This window comes from Streptomyces sp. NPDC008001 (genome assembly GCF_042958085.1).
Classification (GTDB): Bacteria; Actinomycetota; Actinomycetes; order Streptomycetales; family Streptomycetaceae; genus Streptomyces.
Genome location: NZ_JBIBIZ010000001.1, coordinates 904,151 through 923,463, shown reverse-complemented (window position 1 = coordinate 923,463; position 19,313 = coordinate 904,151). Strand labels below are relative to the sequence as shown.

The 19,313-nt window shown below is 69.9% G+C and carries 19 protein-coding genes and 3 pseudogenes; 12 read left to right on the top strand and 10 right to left on the bottom strand.

The window, feature by feature from the left end; all coding sequences use genetic code 11:
- Positions 1 to 19: 19 nt before the first annotated feature.
- Complete coding sequence (locus tag ACFZCD_RS03585; protein WP_391827424.1) at positions 20 to 739, bottom strand: NADPH-dependent F420 reductase; 720 nt, start codon at positions 737 to 739, stop codon at positions 20 to 22.
- A gap of 94 nt (positions 740 to 833) precedes the next feature.
- Between ACFZCD_RS03585 and ACFZCD_RS03580 the strand changes: the two genes are divergently transcribed.
- The 3 genes and pseudogenes from ACFZCD_RS03580 to ACFZCD_RS03570 form a co-directional block, all read left to right on the top strand.
- A complete protein-coding gene (locus ACFZCD_RS03580; protein WP_391827422.1) occupies positions 834 to 1,802 on the top strand; it encodes a helix-turn-helix transcriptional regulator in 969 nt (322 codons plus the stop codon).
- Between the two features lie 11 nt (positions 1,803 to 1,813).
- Complete coding sequence (locus ACFZCD_RS03575) at positions 1,814 to 2,296, top strand: DUF4158 domain-containing protein (protein ID WP_391827420.1); 483 nt, start codon at positions 1,814 to 1,816, stop codon at positions 2,294 to 2,296.
- A 261-nt stretch (positions 2,297 to 2,557) separates the two neighbouring features.
- A pseudogene (locus ACFZCD_RS03570) lies at positions 2,558 to 2,773 on the top strand (IS630 family transposase); the annotation flags it as partial.
- 348 nt (positions 2,774 to 3,121) lie between these two features.
- On the opposite strand, the gene ACFZCD_RS03565 reads toward ACFZCD_RS03570, so the two are convergent.
- Positions 3,122 to 4,948 carry a sugar-binding protein gene (locus ACFZCD_RS03565; RefSeq protein ID WP_391827418.1) on the bottom strand — a complete coding sequence of 609 codons (1,827 nt, stop codon included), beginning with the start codon at positions 4,946 to 4,948 and terminating at the stop codon, positions 3,122 to 3,124.
- Positions 4,949 to 5,315: 367 nt separating this feature from the next.
- On the opposite strand from ACFZCD_RS03565, the gene ACFZCD_RS03560 reads away from it, so the two are divergent.
- Positions 5,316 to 5,711 carry a hypothetical protein gene (locus ACFZCD_RS03560; protein ID WP_391827416.1) on the top strand — a complete coding sequence of 132 codons (396 nt, stop codon included), beginning with the start codon at positions 5,316 to 5,318 and terminating at the stop codon, positions 5,709 to 5,711.
- Positions 5,712 to 6,043: 332 nt separating this feature from the next.
- A complete protein-coding gene (locus tag ACFZCD_RS03555; RefSeq protein ID WP_391827414.1) occupies positions 6,044 to 6,751 on the top strand; it encodes a DUF4232 domain-containing protein in 708 nt (235 codons plus the stop codon).
- 55 nt (positions 6,752 to 6,806) lie between these two features.
- Here ACFZCD_RS03555 and ACFZCD_RS03550 read toward each other — a convergent pair whose 3' ends face one another.
- The 3 genes and pseudogenes from ACFZCD_RS03550 to ACFZCD_RS03540 form a co-directional block, all read right to left on the bottom strand.
- On the bottom strand, positions 6,807 to 8,258 hold the full coding sequence (locus ACFZCD_RS03550) for an amidase (protein ID WP_391827412.1): 1,452 nt from the start codon (positions 8,256 to 8,258) through the stop codon (positions 6,807 to 6,809).
- Between the two features lie 115 nt (positions 8,259 to 8,373).
- The gene (locus tag ACFZCD_RS03545) at positions 8,374 to 8,517 is read right to left on the bottom strand and encodes a hypothetical protein (RefSeq protein ID WP_391827979.1); all 144 of its coding nucleotides are present in this window, start codon (positions 8,515 to 8,517) and stop codon (positions 8,374 to 8,376) included.
- Positions 8,518 to 8,769 (bottom strand): annotated as a pseudogene (locus ACFZCD_RS03540) (3-oxoacyl-ACP synthase); the annotation flags it as partial. It abuts the gene before it with no gap.
- Positions 8,770 to 8,801: 32 nt separating this feature from the next.
- Between ACFZCD_RS03540 and ACFZCD_RS03535 the strand changes: the two are divergent.
- Both ACFZCD_RS03535 and ACFZCD_RS03530 read left to right on the top strand, forming a co-directional pair.
- On the top strand, positions 8,802 to 9,434 hold the full coding sequence (locus tag ACFZCD_RS03535) for a hypothetical protein (protein WP_391827410.1): 633 nt from the start codon (positions 8,802 to 8,804) through the stop codon (positions 9,432 to 9,434).
- A gap of 192 nt (positions 9,435 to 9,626) precedes the next feature.
- A complete protein-coding gene (locus ACFZCD_RS03530; RefSeq protein WP_391827408.1) occupies positions 9,627 to 10,244 on the top strand; it encodes a TOPRIM nucleotidyl transferase/hydrolase domain-containing protein in 618 nt (205 codons plus the stop codon).
- A 43-nt stretch (positions 10,245 to 10,287) separates the two neighbouring features.
- Here ACFZCD_RS03530 and ACFZCD_RS03525 read toward each other — a convergent pair whose 3' ends face one another.
- Positions 10,288 to 10,746, bottom strand: a complete 459-nt coding sequence (locus ACFZCD_RS03525; protein WP_391827406.1) for a hypothetical protein — start codon at positions 10,744 to 10,746, stop codon at positions 10,288 to 10,290.
- Positions 10,713 to 11,657 carry a TolB family protein gene (locus ACFZCD_RS03520; protein WP_391827404.1) on the bottom strand — a complete coding sequence of 315 codons (945 nt, stop codon included), beginning with the start codon at positions 11,655 to 11,657 and terminating at the stop codon, positions 10,713 to 10,715. Before ACFZCD_RS03520 ends, ACFZCD_RS03525 begins: the two co-directional genes overlap by 34 nt.
- A gap of 282 nt (positions 11,658 to 11,939) precedes the next feature.
- On the opposite strand from ACFZCD_RS03520, the gene ACFZCD_RS03515 reads away from it, so the two are divergent.
- Positions 11,940 to 12,740, top strand: coding sequence for a GNAT family N-acetyltransferase (locus ACFZCD_RS03515; protein ID WP_391827949.1), 801 nt, complete (start codon positions 11,940 to 11,942; stop codon positions 12,738 to 12,740).
- Positions 12,741 to 12,872: 132 nt separating this feature from the next.
- Here ACFZCD_RS03515 and ACFZCD_RS03510 read toward each other — a convergent pair whose 3' ends face one another.
- Both ACFZCD_RS03510 and ACFZCD_RS03505 read right to left on the bottom strand, forming a co-directional pair.
- A complete protein-coding gene (locus ACFZCD_RS03510) occupies positions 12,873 to 13,712 on the bottom strand; it encodes an aminotransferase class I/II-fold pyridoxal phosphate-dependent enzyme (protein WP_391827403.1) in 840 nt (279 codons plus the stop codon).
- An 82-nt stretch (positions 13,713 to 13,794) separates the two neighbouring features.
- Positions 13,795 to 14,268: pseudogene (locus ACFZCD_RS03505) on the bottom strand (aminotransferase class I/II-fold pyridoxal phosphate-dependent enzyme); the annotation flags it as partial.
- Positions 14,269 to 14,926: 658 nt separating this feature from the next.
- Between ACFZCD_RS03505 and ACFZCD_RS03500 the strand changes: the two are divergent.
- The gene (locus tag ACFZCD_RS03500) at positions 14,927 to 15,967 is read left to right on the top strand and encodes a vWA domain-containing protein (protein ID WP_391827401.1); all 1,041 of its coding nucleotides are present in this window, start codon (positions 14,927 to 14,929) and stop codon (positions 15,965 to 15,967) included.
- An 86-nt stretch (positions 15,968 to 16,053) separates the two neighbouring features.
- Here ACFZCD_RS03500 and ACFZCD_RS03495 read toward each other — a convergent pair whose 3' ends face one another.
- A complete protein-coding gene (locus tag ACFZCD_RS03495) occupies positions 16,054 to 16,365 on the bottom strand; it encodes an SH3 domain-containing protein (RefSeq protein ID WP_391827399.1) in 312 nt (103 codons plus the stop codon).
- A gap of 564 nt (positions 16,366 to 16,929) precedes the next feature.
- On the opposite strand from ACFZCD_RS03495, the gene ACFZCD_RS03490 reads away from it, so the two are divergent.
- From ACFZCD_RS03490 to ACFZCD_RS03480, 3 genes are all read left to right on the top strand, one after another.
- Positions 16,930 to 18,177, top strand: a complete 1,248-nt coding sequence (locus ACFZCD_RS03490) for an FAD-dependent oxidoreductase (RefSeq protein ID WP_391827397.1) — start codon at positions 16,930 to 16,932, stop codon at positions 18,175 to 18,177.
- Positions 18,178 to 18,202: 25 nt separating this feature from the next.
- Positions 18,203 to 18,379, top strand: coding sequence for a hypothetical protein (locus ACFZCD_RS03485; RefSeq protein WP_391827395.1), 177 nt, complete (start codon positions 18,203 to 18,205; stop codon positions 18,377 to 18,379).
- 158 nt (positions 18,380 to 18,537) lie between these two features.
- The gene (locus ACFZCD_RS03480; protein WP_391827393.1) at positions 18,538 to 19,272 is read left to right on the top strand and encodes a dienelactone hydrolase family protein; all 735 of its coding nucleotides are present in this window, start codon (positions 18,538 to 18,540) and stop codon (positions 19,270 to 19,272) included.
- Positions 19,273 to 19,313: the final 41 nt, after the last annotated feature.

Here is a 19,313-nt window from a genome sequence, read left to right as displayed (position 1 = left end):
GCTGGTGGGGGGCGGGTCTTCAGCGCACGACCTTGATGCCGAAGTGGCCGCCGAATTGCTGGCCCAGACCGAAGCCGATGGCGGAGTGCATGTGCGCGTACATCTCCATGCCACGGGCGCACACGAGCGGGCCGAGGTCGAGGATGTCACTCCAGCCGTAGGACTTCAGCAGCTCGGTGGTCTGCTGCTTGGCGTCGGCGTGGTCGCCGGCGATGAACATGGTGTGGTCGCCGCCTCCGATGGTCTTGGGGTTGACGACCGTGGACTGTTCCTGGGTGACGAACGCCTTGACGACCTTCACGCCGGGCAGGGCGCGCTGGATCTGCTCGCCGAGGCTGTCGGTGTCCACCGGCTCCAGCTTCGGCATGATCCCCCACGGGGTCGGCCAGGGGTGCTCGACGTCCGGGTTGTAGATGTAGGACACGGCGTAGTCGATCAGCGTCTTGCCCGCCAGCTCATCGGCGATGGCGGACAGGGCGGCGACGGCGTTGTGCCCGTCGATGCCGTTGATCACCAGGCCGTCCGAGGCGGCCGCGGCGTCACCGAACGTGTGCAGCTCGATGCCCGGGTGCTCGGCCAGGAACTCCTTGAACGGCACGGTGCCCATCATGTCGGGCTCCGTGCGGGCCAGCGTGGCCTGCGGGTCGCGGGTGCCGACGTGCACCTCGTGACCGAGTCCGGCGAGCCTGGCGATGTGGGCGCGGGCACCGCCGCCGGTTCCGAGAACGGTGATCTTCATGGCAAAACCTCCTGGTTTGTTCCGTGCGGACCCAACCCACGCTAAGAGGCTTTGAGGACAGCATGTGTCCTTTGGCACCGGCATCATGGAAATCATGACGAGCGACATGACCGCCCGCATGCTGCGGCTGCTGTCCCTGCTGCAGACCCGGCGGGAATGGTCCGGCGCCGACCTGGCCGAGCGCCTGGACGTGACCGTCCGCACCGTCCGCCGCGACGTCGACCGGCTGCGCGAGCTGGGCTACCCCGTCGACAGCGCCCGCGGCCACGCCGGCGGCTACCGTCTCGCCCCCGGCGCCGACCTGCCGCCCCTGCTCCTCGACGACGACGAGGCCGTCGCCATCGCCGTCGCCCTGCGCACCACCGCCGGCAGCGGACTGTCCGGCATGGAGGACAGCGCCCTGCAGGCCCTGGCCAAGCTCGAACAGGTCCTCCCCCGCCGCCTGCGCGGCCAGGTCACCGCCCTGCAGAACTCGCTCGCCGGCATCACCTGGGAAGCGCGGGGACCGCAGGCCGACCCCGCACTCCTCGCAGTCCTCGCCATCACCTGCCGGGACCACGAGCTCATCGCCTTCGACTACACCACCCGGCACGGCACCGCCGCCCGCCGCCGTGCCGAGCCCTGCCACCTGGTCGCCTCCGGCAACCTCTGGTACCTCCTCGCCCACGACACCGACAAGAACGACTGGCGCCTGTTCCGCCTCGACCGCATCACCGGCGCCACCCCCACCGGCCGCCGCGTCCCGCCCCGCCCGGTCCCCGGCGACAACCCCGCCGCCTACGTCGCCACCCGCCTTGCGACCGCCCCCACCCGCCACCGCGCCATCGCCACCGTCCACGCCCCCGCCGACCGCATCCGCGCCCGCACACCCGGCCTGGCCACCCGCCTGACGCCGGTCGACGAGCACACCTGCCGCGTCGACGCCTCCGACGACCACCTCCCCCGCATCGCACAGACCCTCGCCGGCCTCGACGCCGACTACACCCTCGACGCCGACCCCGACGTCATCCACCACCTCCGGACCACAGCCCAACGCACCTTGAACGCCATACCCGATGCCTGACCGGGAAGCAGGTGGGACCAGGAGCTCCCCACACATCGGGCCTACCGCATCGCTGGAGTAATGAGAGGGACTCCAGGGGCCACTGTTGCGATTCAAACTGGGGCGAAACGCCTAGTGAGCACCGGGCCCCTCCCGTATTTCAGGGGGACGATCAGGTCTCCCGCTACGGACGGTTCGCCGCCGAGCCGACGCCCGGCGAGCTGGAGCAGTTCTTCCGCCTGGACGCACCGGGACTGGAGGCGGCCCGCTCGAAGCGGTCGCCGGCCAACCGGCTCGACTTCGCGGTGCTGTGGGGCTGGGTGCGGATGCTCGGGGTCTTCCCGACCGAGGACCTGGCGGTGGTGCCGGCGGACGGGACGGTCCGTTTCGGCAGGATCCATCACCGCGGGCGAAGACCGGGACACACGGGCGACTCAGGGGCAAGCCTTTTGACCGTCCTCGGTCATCACCGACGACATGCTCCACACCCTGCTGCGGCGGCGCGCGGGCGGTGAGTCTCTCACCGCCTCTCCAATTGCCCAGATCGCCGCGATGCCTACTAATGAGCGCGGTGTTTGGCGAAACAGACCAAGACCGGCACTGGCCAACTATCGGCCGACGGACTGGCCGACTATCGGTCGACGGACTGGCCGACTACCAATCGTGACGGCCCTCTGACCTGGGTTTCCATAAACGCCCTGGCCATCTATCAGCCGGAGTCACAACTGACCGGCCAGAAGGGGGAAGAAGCTGCAGCAGATCGTGCGCCGGAGCAAGGCCGTCCCCGCCTGCTCAGTCCTGACGACGAGGACTTCGTCGGCCGGACGGCCATCACCCGTCCAACCAAGCCAGGCCAGCCCTTCACCCCCTGGTCGATCCGCAAGCTCGCCGCCTACCTGCGCAAAGTGCACGACCGCGTGATCCGCATCGGCCGCGAGGCGTTACAGTGCCTGCTCGACCTCCACGGCATCACGTTCCGGCGCACCAAGTCCTCATGGGCGGTGACGGGAACGGTCGAGGCCCGGCCAAGACCAGGGTCAAGAACCCTTCTTCCAGACTGGCCTGACCGGTTCCCGTCGGGCTGCGACACGCCGGCCCACACCCGCGTCGCCGGAAAGCCCTCCGCCGCGAATCATCGCGCGACCTGCACCGACCGCAGCGCCTGTTCCGGTGCAAGCCGTGGGAGGCGGTCCTCAACCACGACCGGTACCCTCGCCAGCCGGAACACGGCATTCGAACCCAATCGCAGCAGAGCAGCACCCGAGCCATCCAGGCCCACCTCCCGGCAAGCCGCGCCCAGAACGGCCCGTGCCGACGCCGCCGTAGGCGCTACCGGCGTCCTACTGCCGCGGCCCGCCGGCCATGGGCACGCCCGTGCGGCGGGACTGGTCGACGGATGCCTTGGAGTCCTTGCTCTGCGCCGCTTCCAGGGGGATGTCGGCCGGTTGCGTCGGGGGCCCGGGCGGCGGAACGTACGCGGGGAGGCGCAGCGTGCCCCAGACGTACGGGTCGGCCTGGGCGCTGCCGTACGCCGACCATGCGAGCCGGGAGTGGCCCGTCTTGTCCTGGGTGTCGGAGTCGTAGAGGAGGACATTGGCGGTGAGGCGGTCCGGGTCGACGGGTGCGGGCAGGCCGGCGAGCGGGATCTTGGCCTCGACGGTGTAGCCCGTGTACGGCTCGGTCACCGTGGACGCCACGACCATGCCGGGTGCGGTCGCGGCCGCCGGGCCCTGGCGGTTGTCGCCGTCGCGCTCGGCGCAGGGGCCGCCGCCGTTCGCCGTGTAGGGCAGGACGGCGGCCTTGAAGGTGGTGGAGGTGTCGTCGGAGCGGCCCTGCGGGTCGAGGTCGACCTCGACGGAGTCCGTGCGCCAGTGGCGCTTGCAGTCGGTCTGGCGGTCGAGTGCGGCGCCCTTCTTGTCGTCCGTGACGCGCACCAGGACGTACAGGTCGTCACCGTTGCGGGCGAAGCGGGCATCGGCCGCGCAGTCCTTCGCGGACGAACAGGGCGTGCCCTCCCAGTGCGTGAGCCTCAGCGCCTCCCCCGGGTACTCGCCGGGGCCCGCCTTGCCGTCGACGACCGGTGCCTTGGCCACCTCGGGGGCCGTGGCGGAGGGGCGGTCCGGATAGGCGGGCTGGGCCTCGTTCGCCAGCCATGGCATCTTCATCCGCCGCGCCCAGTCGCGGAATTCGGCGTATTGCGGACGCAGGCCCGACTGCGCCCGCTCCTCGGCTTTCAGCTGCTTCCCGCCTTCTGCCATCACCGTGAACCACTCGCAGGGCAGCTTGTCCGGCTTCGTGGTGACGTTCTCCGGCAGCGAGCCGAAGCCCTGCGTGACGTACGTGCGAGCCGCGTCCCGTTCCAGCTGGGCCCACGTCTTCCCGCCGGCGGACTTTCCACCCGGCCATACGCCGAGGACGGGCAGTTTGGTCTTCTCGTCGTCGATCCGCTTGCCGTCGCACTGCGGCCCCGGGTCGGCCTTGAAGCCCCAGCTCTGTGTGAGGAGCCGGCCGGGCTTCCAGGGCTTGTACTTCTCGTTCTTGATCTGTCCGGGGAACGCGTCCGGGTCCCCGGCCAGGGCGAAAGCCTCGGCCGCGAGGCGCCCGGCCTGCTGGTGGGCGCCGTGCTGGTTGAAGGGCCGCGGGTCCATGGTGACCACGGTCTTCGGGGTGGTGGCCCGGATCAGCCGGACCAGCCGTTCGAGGGTGTCCGTCTCCTTCTGCGGCGCCTTGTTCCAGACCTTGGCGGCCAACGGTGCGCTGAGCGTGTACCAGAAGTCCGGTTTGTCGAGGTAGTAGACGTCGCGGATCCCGAGGATGCCGACGGCCTTGCGCTCCTCCGTCTCACGGATCATGCCGAGGGCAGCGCCCTCCTGCGGACCGGCGGCGTTACCGCCGCCCTCGCCCCGGGTGATGGTGACGACCGCGCTGCTGAGCCCGTTCTGCTCCTTCCACCGCCCCAAGGTGGCCAGGGACCGGAACTCGTCATCCGGATGGGCACCGACGAACAACACGTCCGCGTGGGCCCGGTCCACGGGACCACTGCCCGACGCCCGGGGTTCCGTTGACGCGGCCTTGGTGCCGCAGGCGGCCACCGCGGGCACGAGCGCGATCAGTCCGGCCGCCGCGAGCACGGCGCGCAGACGATTCCTCGGCTTGCGCGGATTCACAGGGACTCGTCCTTTCCTTCGCCCATTTCCCTGTGTACCCACGAACTCCGCCTCGGATCACCAGTCATCACCCGTCGCCTCCGGGCCGCGCGGCAAGGGGTGGACTACGCGGATCGGTAGGCTCGAAAGCGTGCCTGACATCCGCCGGAAGCCCTCCTCGTCGCGGTGGTCGAGGACAAGCGCGGGCCGTTCGCTCATGGGGACGGTGTGGCGCCTCACCCTCATGCGGACGGGCAGCTGCTGTATCCCTCGGCGGGCGTTCTCGTCACCACGGGTTTCGAGCGCTACCACCGCGTGTACGGGCAGACGGAGGTGCAGGGGGTGGAGGTGTCCCGCGCGCTGAGCGCTTCGTTGCCGGACCGGGCCCGTGGTCTTCGCTGTCTCACCGCTGTTGCGGGAAGCGCTGCCGCTCCTCACCAACGGTCTCGAGCTGCGGCCGGACGCGCAGGACCGGCTCCGACAGGTGGCCGTCGACGAGTTCGTCGACGTTTCCGAGGAAGCTCTCTACCTTCCGGAGCCGGCCGATGACCGCCTCCGAGCGGTTACGGACCTCTTCCACGCCGAACCCGCGGCTCCTTCGACGCTGGCGGAGCTCGGACGGAGGCATGACAACACAACCGGCCGAAGTACCCCGGTCAGCACCCGAGGCACCGAAGCGCACGAGCGCACCGCCGTGGTGATCGTAGGAGCGGGAGTCACCGGACTCACCGTCGGAGACTTCCTGCTGCACAACGGAATCGACTGCGCCGTCCTGCCCCTTTGAGTCCGGCTCATCGAACCGTCTGCTCGGCGAGTTCATCGCCGGGCTGAACTAAGGCGTGCCCCTCTGCTCCGGACGGCAGCGGGACGGGCGAGGAGGGCATGCCCCGGTCGGGGTCAAGTGCCGCCGGGTTACGGGGCTGTCCCCGCCGGCCTCCTGCGGCGCGACCCGGCTGTGCGTGTAACAGGAATGTATTAAGGGGTAGTCGGGCGGAACGATTCGCCCGGCCGGGTGCATCCTGGTGATCAGAGACGCTCGCTCGTACCGACTCATGCCGACTCGTACCGACTCGTACCGAGTGGCCGACACCCCCGACCGATAGTGAGGCACAAACGATGCGCGTTCAAAAGCTGACCTTCGCCGCCCTGGCCGTCGCCGCGGGTCTTACGCTCACGGCCTGCCAGAGCGACGATGACGGCAAGGCGCAAAGCGCTCCGTCGTCCCCGGCCTCCGCGTCCGCCACGGGCGGTGGGCAGGGTTCCGGCGGCTCGGACGCGGGCAGTTCGGATCAGGGTGGCGGAAAGGACTCCGCCGGGAAGGCCCCTGCCGGCAAGGGATCGGCCGGGAAGAGCTCCGGCGGGCAGGCCACGAACGCCGGAACCGGCTCCCAGGAGAACGGCAAGACCGCCAAGTGCCGCACCGACGAGCTGCAGATCACGGCGAAGGACCACACCATCGACGGCGACCCCGACGGAACCGTCGTCGTGGAGCTGAAGAACCACAGTGGTCACAGCTGTGCGATCTCCGGATACGCGGGCGTCGACCTCAAGACGAACGCGGGGTCCTTGTCCGCGAAGCGCACTGGTGAGCAGGCCCCCTCGACCATCCTGAAGAACGGGCAGTCGACGTTCTTCGGCATCAACTACCCGTTCAACAAGTCGGGTGGCTCCGGCGTCCGCATCACGGGGCTGGTGGTGACTCCGCCGAACGAGACGAAGTCGGTCAGCCTCACCTGGCCGGGCGCCGCCACGCTGCCGGTCACGGACGGCTCCGGTTCCCCGGTGAAGGTCGGCCCGATCGGAAGCGCCGGTCAGGGCGGCTGATCCGCACGCGTCACGTGAGCTCTCGGACGCGCCTTACAACGCCTAACAACATGCCCTACTCCGGGGCCTGGAAGCCGCCGATCTCCTGCTCGAGCAATTCGGCCAGCCGCAGCGGGGTGCGGTCCTCGAACATCGGGCCGATGAGCTGTACTCCCACTGGCAGACCCTCGGGCGAACGGCCCGTGGGTATGGCGGTTGCGGGCAGGCCGGGCATGGTGGCCAGGCCGGCCCAGACCAGCTGGTCGAAGTACGGGTACTGGGCGCCGTCGATGTCGATGCGCCGTTCCATCGGATTGGGGTTGTGGTCGTGCGGGAACGCGGGCGTCGGCGTAATGGGACACACCACAGCGTCGAATTCGGCGAAGAACTGGCGCCAGCCGTGACGATGGGCCTCGCGGCGGTTGTTCGCCACCATCCAGTCGCGGTGGCTGAACACCATGGCGCGCAGCCGCTCGGCGTCAAGACTCCGGTCGTCCGCGCTCAGCCCGGCGGCGCGGATCCGCAGCTGCTCGTACGATTCGATGGGAAAACGCGCGACGGAGCCCGAAATCAGCAACTGCATGTAGAGCGTCGCCGCTTCGGCCAGATCGGGCAGCAGCGGACTGTGCCGCTCGACGCGAGCGCCGCCGTCGGCCAGCGCGTCGGCCACCCGGTTCACGCCCGCCCGCACGGCGGACCCGGTCGGAAGGAGCGGATGCTCGTCGAGGACCAGGACCCGGAAGTCGCGGAGGCGTTCGTGGCGCGCGGGCGGCAGCTCCAGGTGGTACGCCATACCGAACGTCAGCGGGTCCGGTCCGGCCATGACGTCCAGCAGGAGCATGAGGTCGCGAGCGGTGCGCGCCATCGGCCCGACGACGGCGAGGTCGAGCTCGACCGGCAGGGCCGGCCCGGGCGGCGGGACCATGCCGCGGCTCGCCGCCAGCCCGAGTGTCGGCTTGTGCGCGTAAATGCCGCAGAAATGCGCGGGGGTGCGCAACGAACCGGCGATGTCGGAGCCGATGGACAGCGCGCCGAATCCGGATGCCAGGGCCGCCGCTGATCCGCCGGAGGATCCGCCCGACGTACGACGGTGGTCCCACGGGTTGTTGGTGGTGCCGTAGATCTCGTTGAAGCTCTGGATATCTTGCAGCCCCAAGGGCACATTGGTCTTGCCCAGTACCACCGCGCCTGCGGCCTTGAGCCGCGACACCTGCACCGCGTCCTCGGCCGGCACGTAGTTCCGGTGCGGCGGCATACCCCAGGTCGTGGGCAGCCCCGCAATGTCGTACGACTCCTTGACCGTCACCGGAATGCCCAGCAGCGGCCGGTCCTCACCGCGGGCGCGCGCCTGGTCGGCATCGCGCGCGGCGGCCCGTGCACGGTCGAAGTCCGGCACACAGATCGCGTTGATCGCATCGTCGTCCCGTTCAATACGGGCGATCGCCTCGTCGGTCAGTTCCGCCGAAGTCACTTTGCCCGCGCGCAAGGCAGCCGCAAGTTCTTCGGCCGTCGAAAAGTTCCACTCCATGAATCCGACCGTAAGGGCATGCAGAAGAGGGCACGAAATACCGCTTCGCACAACGAGATGGAGGCCTCGATTCTCGTCTGCCTGCCGGTCTTCGACCCGATGGGCGAACCGATGCTCATGGAGCCGCGAGCAGCAGGACGGCGTTCTGTCCGCCGAAGCCGGAGGAGAAGCTCAGGGCGGTGTCCGCGCTGATGGGGCGCGGGTCTCCGGCGACGATGTCGATCTCGTGGTCCGGGTCCTGGTTGCGGAAGTTCGCCACCGGGGGCACTGTCTGGTGGCGGAGTGCGAGGACGGTGTAGGCGGCCTCGATGGCCCCGGCTGCACCGAGGGAGTGGCCGATGACGCCTTTGGGAGCGGTGACCGGGGGCGTGGAGCCCCCGAAGACCCGTGAGAGGGTCGCTGCCTCGAGCGCGTCGTTCCTGGGGGGGGAGGTCGGTTCGCCCGTGCGGCGGAGGCGGATCGGTCCTCGCGGGCGATGATCAAGGGCTGTGCGGCAGCCAGGATGGATCACGTCGGACAAGGAACAACTCCCCAGGAGCCACAGTGATCTCCTCCCGTCGCAGGACCGCCGCCATGCTCGCCGCGCTCGCCGTGACCGTCACCCTGACCGGTGCCGCCACCGCGTCCGCCTACACCGATCACCAGGAGGCGCGCACGTCCGCCGTCGCTAGCGCTACGGCGAGCGTGACCGGGAGCGCGACGTTCGAGCTCCCCTTCTACAAGGACAAGGACGTCCGCTCGTTCACCTTCGACGCGCACGGCGCCCCGTACACCCGCCCGCTGCCGGGCGCATCCGCCGGTCTGCCCGCCGACGCCAAGGGCACGATCAAGGTCTCGCACTACTCGGCCGACCGGAACGTCACCTACACCTCCGAAGCCAAGGTCGACTGCCTCGTCACCAGCCCGCACACCGCGACCGTGACAGCGATCGTCACCGAGGTGAGCCCGGGCATGCCGGCGGACATGGTCGGCAAGCGCATCGGCCTCAGCGTCTACGACGGGGGCAAGGGCGAGCCCGACCGCGTCGGGTTCTCCTGGGACGGCGTGAACCTCACCGACAAGGGCGAGGACTCCCCCGTCGGCACCTGCATGGCCCCAGCCCCCTACGCACCCGTCGTCAAGGGCGGCTACACCGTCAAGCACGCCGAGCTGCAGTCGCCCCCGCAGAAGAAGTGACTACTACGGACCTAGCCAGCTGTGCCCCGGGCCTGGGGTGCGATCGGCTTGGGGTGTGCCGGGCCTGGGCGCGGCGGCCCGCGGGCGAGCGGCCCAGGTAGCGCCGGTGCCGAGCCCGTTCAGGTGCGAGTCAAGTGGCTGGGTGGTCGAATATGGCATGCCCTGCAGCCGGCGGAGGTGCAGACTCGCTCCATGGCGGACATGCAGGCATTCCGAGACGCGGTGAAGGGCTGGGCGAACGGCGGCCCCGGCGGGCCGGCGAGTGATCTGGCCGCGCGACTGGGGGTCCGGACGGCGGTGCTGCTGGAAGGGCCGAGCGACCTCGCCGCCGTCGAAGCGCTGGCCGCACGGCGCGGCCGGAACCTTGCCGCCGAGGGAGTGTGCGTCGTGCCGATGGGCGGGGCGATGAGCATCGGCCGCTACGCCGGTCTCCTCGGGCCGCCCGGTCTCGGCCTGCGCCTGGCGGGACTGTGCGACGAAGGAGAGCAGCGTTTCTACGACCGCGGCCTGAAGCGGGCACGGGCGCCGCACGGGGGCTTCTTCGTCTGCGTGTCGGACCTGGAGGACGAGCTCATCCGCGCGCTGGGCACAGCGCGAGCCGAGGAGGTCGTCCGGGCCGAAGGCGACTTCCGCGCCTGGCACACCTTCCTGCACCAGCCCGCACAGCACGGGCGGCCCCGGCACCAGCAGTTGCGGCGCTTCCTCGGCACGAAGAAAGGCCGCAAGATCCGCTACGGCCGCCTCCTCGTCGACGCCCTTGCCCCCGGACAGGTACCCGCACCGCTCAACGATCTCCTCACGAGCGTGTGAACCGGCAGTTCCTTGGAACATCGGGTTCTCGGCGGCACCTTCGTCAGGCGGCGGCCGGGAGCCGGCGGGTGAAGACCTTGCCTCCTGCCCCGAAGAGGGCGGTGGTGCCACGGCCGTCTATGGAGAGGGTGTTGGGGAACCAGAGGTTCTCCGTACCGGCTCCCGCCATGCTGATCCGCTCGACCCGGCCGGTCCGCAAGTCGCGTCGGAAGATGTCCGCAGGCTGAACGGTGTCACCGGGCACGAGGCCGTCGGCATCGGCGTCGGAACCGAAGATCACCCAGCGGTTGTCGGCCGTCATGCTGCCGCGGTACGTCTCGTGGATGGCCCGAGTGCCGGGCAGCGGGGAGCCGGCCTTCGTCGACGTCCCCTGCCGTAGGTCACGGACGTAGAGCTCGGTGTGCGAGCCGCCCGCACCATTCCCGTTCGCCTCGAAAACCCTGAACAGGGCGTACCGCCCGTCAGGGCTCAGGGTCGAGTCCGGGAGCGCGTCTCGCAGCACGCCCGCGGAGTCGATGCCGGCGCCGTGGATGCGCCCGGTGCGCGCGTCGTACGCGTAGAACGGGAGGTCCGGCGGGGCGGCGGGGGCTTGGATCCGGCGGGGGCAGGTGCGACGGGTGCCGGGGCAACCACCTCCTTCGCCAGCGCGGTGTGCGCCTCGCGCGGTTGTGCCGCAGGGGCCCGGTCCTGGTCGCGGGGAAGCAAGTTGGTGGCCTTGGAACGAAATCCGATGACGGAACCGTCCTCGCTGATCACCGGATCGGCGGAATCGCCGTCGGCCCGGGAGCCGTCCGTACCGGCCGTGACCAGGCGGGTGGTTCCCTTCCAGCGGTCCGTGACGTAGATGTCGTGTCGGTCCGCGGTGTACGTCACGTACCGGCCGTTTCCGCTGATGGCGGGGCTATCGGCGTTCCGGGTGCCGGTCGTGATCAGCTCCGTGCGGCCGGTCCCGCGGTCCCGGACGAAGACCTTCCGGTCACCGTCCGCCCGCTGCCCCGGCACCACACCGGGTGCGTCGGAGCCGAACGCCACGTACCGGCCGTCACCGCTGATGGCCGCCGCACTGGTGGAGCCGTCCAGTTGCGAACCGTCATCGGCCACGCTGACGCGCTCGGTGCGCCCTGTGTGCAGGTCCCGGACGAAGATGTCGTACAGGCGGTTGGTGTCGCCCGGCACCAGATTGGCCGCCAGAGAGGTGAAGAGACCGTACCGGCCATTGGCACTCACCCCGAGTGCTTCCGACCAGTTGTCGGGCTGGGCGCCGTTGAGCCCGAGGTCCACTTGGACGATGTCGCCCCGCGTCGGAGCTGCCTGCGCCGGTAGCGCCGCACCCGCCAGCAGCAGGGCGGCCGCGAGTACGCCGCCCCCGCATACCTGCCACCGCCGTCCGGTACCGCCGTCCGTCCGTCTCACGATGATCAGTCCTCCCCTGTGGTCGGGCCGACGTGTACGGTCAGGCCGACGTGCGCCTGCTGCCGCTCGATCGGCCAGGCAGAGCCAACCGGCGGATGGTCCGCCGGTCAACGACACCGATCGTTCACGGGCGGGAATGCGCCAGGGCCTGCACCCCTACGGCCGGGTGTTCCGGCGCCGGTATCCGGCGGCCGCGAGTAGGCCCGCACGGACTCGGGTACGTCGAGGGTCGTGTATGACCTGACCAACACCCCTTCAAACGCAATGATGTGTGAGGCCACGGTGACTGATCTCGCGGAGTCCGTCGAATCCATGGAGCAGCTCGCCACGGTTTGGCGTGCCATGGCGCTCGACCGCGATTCACGTGCGGATGTGCGTGACTTGCCGGGCATCGCGGTTCGCTGGGCCGACTGCCGGTTCGCCTTCTGGAACTGCATCACTTTGACCGACATAGGCGCGGATGCGGAGCTCCTCGGCCGACGCCTGGGCGAGGCCGCGGACATCATGCGCGCGAAGAAGCACCCGGGATTCCTGTGGCTCTTCGAAGACCTTCTCGACGACGGGGCGCGCACCGCCTTGGAGACAGCGGCCGAGCGGGCCGGCCTTCAGTACGCCTTTCCCGGAACGGGCATGGCCGGAGACCTGCTCCCCATTCCCGATCCGGTCCACCCGGACCTGACATTCGTGCGCGTGACGTCCGACGAGCAATTGCAGGCCTACGCGGACCTCAATTCGCGTGCGTACGGATTTCCTTTGGAGGACGGTCGCGACGGACTCGCCGGGTCGGCGCTCTGGAAGAACGAGGTACATGCCTACCTGGGCATGCGTGGCGACGTTCCGGTCGCGTGCGCCGCTACGGTCGCAGCAGAGGGACGTCTCTTCGTCGTGCTCGTCGCAACGGACCCGGAGTGGCAGCGCAGGGGCTACGGCGAGGCGGTCACGCGCAAGGCGCTGTACGAGGGCGCCCGGGCGACCGGTCTGACCCGCGCCACGTTGCACGCGACGGCCGCCGGCGCCCCCGTGTACCCGCGCATCGGCTTCCGGCCGAACTCGCCGATCCACTTCTACACCTTGAAGGGGTGAGCTGACGGCGCGGGCTCGACGGTTCCGGCATTCGTGCGCACCCGGCATCCGGGGGCTCCCGGCGTTCGGCCGGGCAGAGGCGGCAGGGGCCTACCAGCCGGTCGGTCCCGCTGCCGCCTTTGCCGGACGGGCTCAGTGGGAACGGTGGGCCAGTGCCTGGGAGATGCGCTGGATCGCCTCGCGGATCGTGTCCTTGTGGAAGGCGGTGAAGCACAGGCGGAAGTAGCCCTGCTCATGGGTGGAGAGCGTCTGGCCCGGGAGCAGCTGAACGCGGGCCTCGTTCTTGATGTACTGGAACAGATCGCTCTCCGGCGTGCCGATCTCGGGGAAAAGCACCGGCAGGCGGGGCGCACCGGACCTGCCCTCCTCGGTGTTGCCGGAGCCATTACCGGAGCCGGAGACAGTGCCGCTTCCGTTGCCGATTCCGTTGCCGCTCGCGTGGTGCGGATGCTCGTGGTGCGGGAAATGCGGGCCCCGCTCGTAGGGGATTTCCGTGGCGGCCGGCCGCAGGTATTCCCTCAGGTCGAGCCAGAAGAACTGGGCGCTGTTCTGCCCCTCGTGGAAGACGTAGGGGATGTTCTTCGCCTCGTCGAGGGCGGTCCGGGCCGATTCGAAGGCGTCGGTGAGGACCGTCCGGTACTCGTCCATGAGCTCGGCGGCGAAGCTCCGGCCCGAGTCCTGGGTTTCGAGCAGGCTGCCGATGACGTAATGCTTGAGGGAGTCGAGGGGGCTGAACCAGGAGTACGGTTCGCCGCCGCCGTCGAGTGCGTTCAGGCCGGTGAGCACGTCCTTGACCGCGGCGTTGCGGGTGAGGGCGACGCCGGCCTTGAAGCCGGAGAGCCCGAAGTCCTTGGCGAACCCCCAGACGACGTGCACCCGGTCCCTGGCGCCGGGAAGGTTGCGGTAGGCGTCCAGTTCGAAGGCACTGACGAAGGGCGGCCGCGCGGTCGTGAGCTGGGAGTGCGCGTACATCTCGTCGCTTTGGCCGCACCGCTTGCCTGTGGTAGGTCCGTTGGAGGACGTCGAGGGTCAGCCGGAAGTCGGTGCCGAGGGAGGCGGGGACGCACTCCAGCCCGGGCCTCTGCTCGAAGCACCACTTGAAGCCCTGCCAGAAGGGGGCCGGAAGCAGCACCCGGTCGCCGGTGCCGAGGTCGCCGGTCCTCTTCAGCGCGAAGGCCAGGCACTCCAGCGCCGCCGAAACGCCCGAGGTGCCGAAGATGTCGTCGGGGCCGAGCTCGGTGCCGAACCGCGGGCGGAGCAGCACGGCGATGTCGTGGCGCATCTTCTCCGTACCGTAGGGGGGCACGGGGTACCGGAGGTCCTCCTCGGTCAGGCCCCGGAGCTTGCTGAAGGCTTTGTCGTTCAGCTGCTGGAAGAGCAGGACGTTCTCGGCCGTGCCGAGGTTGAGGAGGTCGGGGAACAATTGCTGCTCGACGGAGAGGCGGCGCTCGGGGTCGGTGGTGCGGGAGAGCAGCGCGATCACTTCGGCCGGCGTGCGGCCGCTGACGTGCCGGGGCGTGGAAGCCATCCTCGTCTCCTGTCGGTGGTCGGTTCGGTGCGGTGCAGCGAGGTGCGCCGTCTTCTTCACGTCCGGCAGCGCGTAGTGCTCGAAGGCCGTCCCGGCCGGGACGGCGGCCGTGGAAACCGCCGGAGTTCATGAGGACGCGCCACCGTGGCTGCGGCTTCGCTGTGCTGTGCGTCCATGGGTACGCCCTCCCTTCCGACGGCCGGGGAGCAAGGCCACCGCCCGCCTCCCGGCGTTGCGTGGACGGACCGCCCATCCTTCGCAATCCGCCGCTGCACGGGCCAGGGCGCGGTTCGGCCACCGGCACGATCGCTGCCTTTCCCGGCCACCGGGTCATTGCGGTGAGGGCGGGCTTCCGCTCGGATTTCCACCGCGCATGGCAACGCCGCCCGGGGAATTTAAAACGTGTGTCCGACGGCAGCCTGACCCGAATGTTGCGGTGTGATGCCGCACCCGGCTCCCGGTGCCGTCGCACGGGCACTACGTGCCACCGCCGACGACGGTGCCCGGCCGGCCTGCCGACGTCATCATGACCCGTAGCCTCGTTCGGCGTCTCCGCCGGGCGCTCACCCGGATCCGGGCGGCGCTCCTGAAGCTCAAGATCGATTGTCAGTGGTGGGTGGGACGATCGAAGCATCGAGTCGGAGAACGGGGAGCAGCCATGTCCGGAAACCAGAACTACATCAACCACGTTGCCCTTGTGCTGGATGCCAGTTCGTCCATGTCGCACCTGAGCCGGAAGGTCGTCGAAGTCGCCGACCAGCAGATCGCCTACCTGGCCCGCCGGTCGGAGGAGCTGGACCAGGAGACCCGCGTGACGGTGTACGTCTTCGCCGACCAGGTGGAGTGTGTCATCTACGACAAGGACGTGCTGCGGATGCCGTCCCTGAAGCAGTTGTACCGGGTGGGGGGAATGACGGCTCTGCTGGCGGCCACGCTGAAGTCGCAGCGGGAGCTGGCGCAGACGGCTCAGCTGTACGGGGACCACAGCTTCCTGACATTCGTGCTGACCGACGGTCAGGAGAACGCCAGTCACCACTGCCCGGACGCCCCTGCCAGGGATCCGCGTGCGCTGGTCCGGGCCGTGGCCGAGATGATCGAGACGCAGCAGGACAACTGGACGCTGGCCGTTCTGGTTCCGGATCAGATGGGCAAGCGCGAGGCCATGCAGTGCGGTTTCCCGAAGGACAACATCGCCGTCTGGGACGCCACCAGCACGCAGGGGCTGGAAGAGGCCGGGCACGTCATCCAGCAGGCCACCGAGAAGTTCATGGTGGGCCGCGCCCAGGGCATCCGGGGAACGCGGGCGGTGTTCTCCACGGGTGCGGAGGCGGTCAACCAGGAGACCATCAAGGCAGCCGGTCTCACCCCGGTGGATCCGTCGGAATACCAGCTGATCCCCGTGGACCGCGAAGCGGCGATCCGGGACTGGGTCGTCGAATCCGGGCACACCTACCGCACCGGCTGTGCGTTCTACCAGCTGAGCAAGTCGGAGAAGGTCCAGGCGCGCAAGCAGATAGCGGTGCTGGAGAAGAAGACCGACCGCGTGTACACGGGCCCGGAGGCCCGGGCCCTGCTCGGCCTGCCGGACACGGAAGTCCGCGTCAAGCCGGACCACAACGACGACTTCACGATCTTCGTGCAGAGCACCAGTGTGAACCGGAAGCTGGTGCCGCACACGCGCTTGCTCATCATGAGCTGACGAGTGGCATGACCGGGGCGCCGCCTGACTTGGCATGAAGAGCCCCGGGGGCCGCGGGGCAGTGCCCCGCGGCCCCCTGCCGCTGTTTACCAGCTCCAGTAGCCGTGCGAGATCCAGCCGGAGACGCCGGTGGTCGCGTCGTAGACCTTGTCCCACTGGCCGTCGCCCGAGACATCACGGTGTGCCAGGCGGTGGTCGCTGTAGCAGAGACCGACGACCGAGCTGGACGTGCTGGCGGCGGCGCGGATGCGGACGCCCTCGCCCGTGCAGTGGCCGTAGACGTCGTCGGCGTACGCCGGCGCCGCCAGAGCCGCGCCGCCCAGCGTGGCGGCGACCAGCAGGCCCGCCACCGCAGCGGCACGCTTGCCCGCGCTCTTCCCCCGAATTACGGAATTCACTTGTTCTCCTCAAGATGGTCGAGCCGAGCCCTGATGATCTTGGTCCCGGCGAAACGGGAACCTATCAGCGGATGATCTTGAAAAAGGACCCTCATACCATTTCAAGACATGTCCATGACCGATCGGTGACATGGCCTTTGCCGGGGCACCGGCCTCGTCGGCAGCGGGCCCGGATGCCGGCCGAGCCGGTGGCGGGGTCGGGGTCGGTGGAGAGCCGGGAGAGCCGGCGACCGGGGAGGGCCACCCGGCCCCGGTGGCGCACCAGATGCCAGGCGCGCCGCGCCAATTGCCGGTCATGCTGCTCTCCGGCCCACGCACAGCGGTACGAAGTCCAGGCCGTCCAGGCGCGGGGCGCCGGGGACGGTAGCGGTACAGATCGGGCCGGTTTCGCCGAAATCACCTGCAGGCAGGGGCAGGCACGGCAAACTGGTCCGGGGGTTCCCGGCGCCTGCGGGCTGCCGACTGGGCGCCGTTCCGGATGGTGTGGCGCGTCCTGGGGAGGGCGCGCCGGCGAACGGGGGGAATGACGTGACGCAGTCGCTTCCGGGGCGGCACGCTGAACGCGTGTCCGGCGGGCCGGGTGACCTGGTGGTGGTGATCGGGGCGGGCCCGTACGGGCTGTCGGTGGCCGCACATCTGCGGGCCGCAGGAGCCCGGGTGCGGGTTTTCGGGGAGGTCATGGGCAGCTGGCGGCATGCGATGGCCACCGGCATGTTCTTGAAGTCCACTCCCGCCGCCACGGATCTGTCGGCTCCGGTGCCGGGCGGGCGGCTGGCCGACTTCTGCCAGGAGCAGGGTGAACCGGAGCTGACGGAGCTGACGCCGATCCCCTGCGAGGTGTTCGTCGGGTACGGGATGTGGTTCGCCGAGCAGTTCGTCGGTGAGGTCGAACCGACGCGGGTGGTGTTCGTCGAACGCGCCGGTGCCGCCTTCAGCGTGCAACTGGAGGACGGTGAGCGGGTAGCCGCTGCGGCGGTGGTCGTCGCCACCGGCCTCGCTCCCCTGGCCTACATCCCGGGCAGCCTGCTGACTCTGGCGCCGCACGGAGCGGGGCCCGAAGCCGCGCTCTCGCACACCAGCCACCACACCGACCTGTCACGGTACGCGGGGCAGCGAGTGGCGGTTGTCGGCGGCGGGCAGTCGGCGCTGGAGAGCGCGGCCCTGCTGCACGAGGCAGGCGCGCAGGTCCAGGTCCTGGTGCGCGCCGCCCAAGTGCGGTGGGGAGCCGTCCCGGTCCTCGACCGGTCGCTCGCCGAGCGCCTCGTGCGGCCGGCTTCTCCGCTGGGTACGGGGTGGGCCCTCGCCGGGCTGTGCCGCGCGCCGCACGCGGTGCGCTGCCTGCCCGCACCGGCTCGGATGCTGGTCTTCCGCCGGGCGCTGGGCCCGTCGGGCGGATGGTGGCTGCGCGAGCGCGTCGAGGGCATCGTCCCCATCCGCACCCGGCGGCGCATCGAGCACGCGCGACTCCACGGCGGCGAAGCCCTCTTGCGCGTGTCAGGGGCAAGCGACGACCGGACGGTCGACGGCCGGGCGGAGATGGCCGTCGACCATGTGCTGGCCGCCACCGGCTACCGCATCGACCTCGACGCCCTCCCCTTCCTTTCCCCGCGGCTCCGCGAGGCGGTGGCCTGCGTCACCGGCTCCCGGTCGCCGTCGCTGTCCGCGGCGTTCGAGTCCTCGGTCGACGGGCTGTACTTCACCGGTTCACTGGCGGCGCCGATGTTCGGGCCGATGCTGCGGTTCGTGGCCGGTACGGCTTTCGCCGCCCGGCGCATCTCCGCGCGCCTAACCCGGACCGTGCCCCACCGCTGACGGGCTCCCTTCAGGAGGTCCGGGCGTGGTGGTCCGGCGAGCGGGTGAGCAGCTGCACGAGCTGGTCGCGTTCGGCCGGGCTCAGCGGCGCGAGCAGTTCCGCACGGAGGTCGTCCAGGGCCTTGTCGAGGCGGGGCAGGCGACGGCCGCCGCGGGCGGAGATCGTGATGATGGTGCGGCGCCGGTCGGCGGGATCCGGTAGCCGCTCGACGAGCTTTCGCTCGGGCCAGTTCGTTGAGCACGCCGACCATGTCGCTGCGGTGGACGGCTCACGATGTACGGTCGTTCATGCCGAAACGTTGGTGCCACAAGCGTTGTTCGGCGAACTCCGAGGAAGGAAGACCCACCATTCTCACCAAGATGCTGCAGATACCCACCGCGGACGGCCGGGCGGATGCCTTCGCCGCCTTTCCCGACAGCGGCGGGCGGCACCCAGGGGTGCTGATGTACGCGGACGCCTTCGGCATCCGGCCCGTGGTGCGGGAGATGGCCCGCGAACTGGCCGGGCACGGGTACTACGTGCTCGTCCCCAACTTCTTCTACCGGCACGGCCCGGCACCGCTGTTCGAACTTCCCGAGCACATCGGAGAAGAAGCCCGGCCCGCGATGATCGCCCAGGTGATGCCCCTGATCCGGGCGCACACCACCGAACGGATCGTGCGCGACGCCGACGCCTACCTCAGGTTCCTCACCGCTCAGCCCGAGGTCAGTGCCGGGCCGGTCGGGGTGACCGGCTACTGCATAGGCGGCCTCCTGGCCATGCACACTGCCTCGGCCCACCCCGGCCAGGTGGCCGCCGTCGCCGGATTCCACGGCCCCGTGAGCGCCGACGGGCCCGACGGCCTGCACCGCTTGCTCTCCGCGATCACCGCCCAAGTCCACCTCGGCCACGCCGAATCCGACCTGACGCCCGAGTCCCTCGGCGAGCTCAACCGGGCCCTGGACGCCGCGGGTCTCGACTACACCTCCGAGATCTACCCCGGCACCGTCCACGGCTTCACCATGTCCGACACCGACGCCTTCGACCCCGCCGCGCTGAAGCTCCACTGGGACCGCCTGCTCCCCCTCCTCGACCGCACGCTGGTCAACGGCTGAGCCGAAGCCTTCCATTGAGCCAGGGGCCGACCGCTCGCCGG

What these genes read in the sequence shown, in the direction of transcription:
- ACFZCD_RS03550 (WP_391827412.1), bottom strand. Translation starts at nt 8,258, where the DNA reads ATGGAGTGGAACTTTTCGACGGCCGAAGAACTTGCGGCTGCCTTGCGC.
- ACFZCD_RS03580 (WP_391827422.1), top strand. Translation starts at nt 834, where the DNA reads ATGACGAGCGACATGACCGCCCGCATGCTGCGGCTGCTGTCCCTGCTG.
- ACFZCD_RS03510 (WP_391827403.1), bottom strand. Translation starts at nt 13,712, where the DNA reads ATGTACGCGCACTCCCAGCTCACGACCGCGCGGCCGCCCTTCGTCAGT.
- ACFZCD_RS03530 (WP_391827408.1), top strand. Translation starts at nt 9,627, where the DNA reads ATGGCGGACATGCAGGCATTCCGAGACGCGGTGAAGGGCTGGGCGAAC.
- ACFZCD_RS03585 (WP_391827424.1), bottom strand. Translation starts at nt 739, where the DNA reads ATGAAGATCACCGTTCTCGGAACCGGCGGCGGTGCCCGCGCCCACATC.
- ACFZCD_RS03555 (WP_391827414.1), top strand. Translation starts at nt 6,044, where the DNA reads ATGCGCGTTCAAAAGCTGACCTTCGCCGCCCTGGCCGTCGCCGCGGGT.
- ACFZCD_RS03500 (WP_391827401.1), top strand. Translation starts at nt 14,927, where the DNA reads ATGTCCGGAAACCAGAACTACATCAACCACGTTGCCCTTGTGCTGGAT.
- ACFZCD_RS03480 (WP_391827393.1), top strand. Translation starts at nt 18,538, where the DNA reads ATGCTGCAGATACCCACCGCGGACGGCCGGGCGGATGCCTTCGCCGCC.